This window comes from Bradyrhizobium sp. 35 (genome assembly GCF_023073215.1).
Classification (GTDB): Bacteria; Pseudomonadota; Alphaproteobacteria; order Rhizobiales; family Xanthobacteraceae; genus Bradyrhizobium; species Bradyrhizobium canariense_D.
The window spans coordinates 1-2326 of record NZ_JADPJC010000155.1 but is presented as its reverse complement, the minus strand read 5'-3'; the positions used below and the strand labels follow the sequence as shown (position 1 = coordinate 2326).

The following is a 2326-nucleotide window of genomic DNA, read 5'->3' as shown; positions in this document are numbered from 1 at the left end:
CCCACCATGCGCGGTTTCCTCCCTTGGAGGCTTTCGGACGCCGGCCGCCCGAATGTGCCGCGCCGTCAATCATGCGGCCGGCATCCGAAACCCTTCACAATGGGAGACGTCACCGACGCCCAAACTTGACTGACGCAACACCGCGGCTAGCGAAGCGGGCGGGACCGGCTGAACAAGAAACCGCTGGGAGTGAACTTTCGGGCTACTGCGAGCGCGCTGGCCTCGCACGTTTCGAGCGCGATCTTCTGGGCCAGCATGACGTCGCCAATCGGAAGATCGCCAACGGGCAGGAAGCACAAGCCGATCTTTGGGCGACCGTTTTCGCCGATCTCGCAGACATTCGCAGCCGCTCCCGCATAGATCCTATAGCGGTTGCCCGTATCGCCGCCGACCACATCGAAATAGCCTGTTTGCGTGAATTGCCGCCGCTGGAGGGGCGAGAGGCAATGCCGCAGCAGCAGCAGCGCGCGTCCTTCGGGAGTGCTCTCGGCGCCGTGTCTAATGAACAGCGCCTTTGCAGCCCTCATCCGTGAGCGTTCACCCGGCCGGGACGGCCTGAACAGCCACACGGCTCAGCGATTCAGCCGCCGACCAGCCTGGGGAAGAAGAGAGTTTCTTCCGCAGTGGGGTCGAACGATCGGATCTGCGACACCTGATTTGAACCGGTCCGGACCGCGGCGGTGAAGCCGACGTTCCTCAGCTCGCGGAATCGCTGCTCCGCCTTGGCTACTTCTCGTGCATCGTTGGCGTCGAAAAAGTGACGGCTGTCGCCGGTACTGTCCATCACGACTTGGATCGGCATGCGGATCCCTCCTTGTTGCTTCATGACTGAATGTTGTCGAAGCTCCGAAACCGGCGCCGGAAGGCGCAACAAAATGGGCCCCAGCTCCCGGGGGGCAATGGGGGAAGAGCTGGGGCCCGACTGAATCACCCACTTGGGGATGGGCATTGGGAAAACTTGGTAACTGACGAGTCGTTCCAAACTGCCGTTCCGCCTACAAATGTTCAGCGGCCTCTGTCGTCCTTGCCGTTGGGACTACCATCGCCGCCGCCGTTACCCCAGCCATTGTTGCCGTGGTGATGGACCGCGCTCGCACCCGATTTAGCAATTGCATCGGACGTGAGGGAGGTGGAGAGCAGCAGTGTTATGGCTGGAGGTGTCACCACCGCGAACTTTCCGCAGGTCTTCAGAAATTCGCGGCGGTCATCGTCTTCGTCGGGCATGGGGTCTCTCCGGAGCTGGCGCAGAGATTAAATACCTTAAATATTATTAAATCAATTGAACCATGTTAATAAGTCCGGTCACAAAGTGCGACAATAAGTTTCGTCCGGCTTCGCACTTTTCGGAACTTCCTCAGGGGCAGCGGACCGAAGCCCTCAAGCGTCGTCAGGTGCGCGGACCCGGCAATCTCCGGTCATCAGTATGCAGGGCGACTATGTTGAGCAGCCTGTGTCGGAGATTTAGTTCGCACTCAGGGACGAGTGGGCGATGTTCCGTGGCTAAGTGACGACTTTGAGCGATGGTTTCGTTGGCTCGCTCGAGCAGGCACGTGTCTCGGCGCTGAATTCTTCGGCCATTTTGCGCTCCTAACATGCAGGCGGGAGCGCGGAATTGTCTCTCAGCCACCGACGCCTACGGTTAGACCCTCGGCCGGCGATGCGTATCAATGTGCGAAGTCGCTTATCATTGCTGGCGCTTCTCGTCCCCTCCTTCTCAGCAGGAGTGAAGGCGAGCGCTTGGAGAGGTTTTAGGAGGAAGCCCACCATCCGTCGGGGAATGGCTCCAGCAAAGTCCGATTGACTTGGTTGTCGTTGTCAGGGGCTGATAGGGCCTGCATTCCAGCTTGGTGGCGCGCGGCGACGGAAGCGGACAGACAGGGCGCCTGGTTCACGAGTTCGAAGGCGGCGCGAAGCAGGATGTGTCAAGCGTAATGGAGGCACACTGCGGGCGCTTCGCTCTGCTTCTTCGACTAGACCTCGAATATATTCCAATTCTGAGAGCTGAGAGGTGAGTTCGCTAAGTCGTTGGGCATAAAGGATTGCGCGAGAGCTTCGCATGAATGTTCTCCCCTGCGCAAAAAACTATCGGGAAAAACCAGCAAATCAATTTAACTATGTTAACGGGCTGGGTCACGAAAGTGCGCCCATAAGTTGCTCCAAGGCTATTCGAGGCTTCGCTACTCCCTCAGGGGCAGCGCGATGCGCTGGAGTCCGCTTTGGGCCCATTGGACTAAACCGCTCGCGCGGTAGGCACGACGGCCGGCAGCGCGGCTGAGAGGATAGCGCAACGAGGCGTCCTGTCTTGAGATGAGGGGTTCGCAACCTT

3 protein-coding genes are annotated in these 2326 nt (G+C 59.2%); all 3 read right to left on the bottom strand.

The window, feature by feature from the left end; all coding sequences use genetic code 11:
• Positions 1 to 146: 146 nt before the first annotated feature.
• On the bottom strand, positions 147 to 527 hold the full coding sequence (locus IVB36_RS32315; protein WP_018455151.1) for a hypothetical protein: 381 nt from the start codon (positions 525 to 527) through the stop codon (positions 147 to 149).
• Positions 528 to 580: 53 nt separating this feature from the next.
• The gene (locus tag IVB36_RS32310; RefSeq protein ID WP_026232889.1) at positions 581 to 802 is read right to left on the bottom strand and encodes a hypothetical protein; all 222 of its coding nucleotides are present in this window, start codon (positions 800 to 802) and stop codon (positions 581 to 583) included.
• Between the two features lie 203 nt (positions 803 to 1005).
• The gene (locus IVB36_RS32305; RefSeq protein WP_085351389.1) at positions 1006 to 1224 is read right to left on the bottom strand and encodes a hypothetical protein; all 219 of its coding nucleotides are present in this window, start codon (positions 1222 to 1224) and stop codon (positions 1006 to 1008) included.
• Positions 1225 to 2326: the final 1102 nt, after the last annotated feature.

Coding starts and splice junctions, on each gene's coding strand:
- IVB36_RS32310 (WP_026232889.1), bottom strand. CDS start 802: ATGCCGATCCAAGTCGTGATGGACAGTACCGGCGACAGCCGTCACTTT.
- IVB36_RS32315 (WP_018455151.1), bottom strand. CDS start 527: ATGAGGGCTGCAAAGGCGCTGTTCATTAGACACGGCGCCGAGAGCACT.
- IVB36_RS32305 (WP_085351389.1), bottom strand. CDS start 1,224: ATGCCCGACGAAGACGATGACCGCCGCGAATTTCTGAAGACCTGCGGA.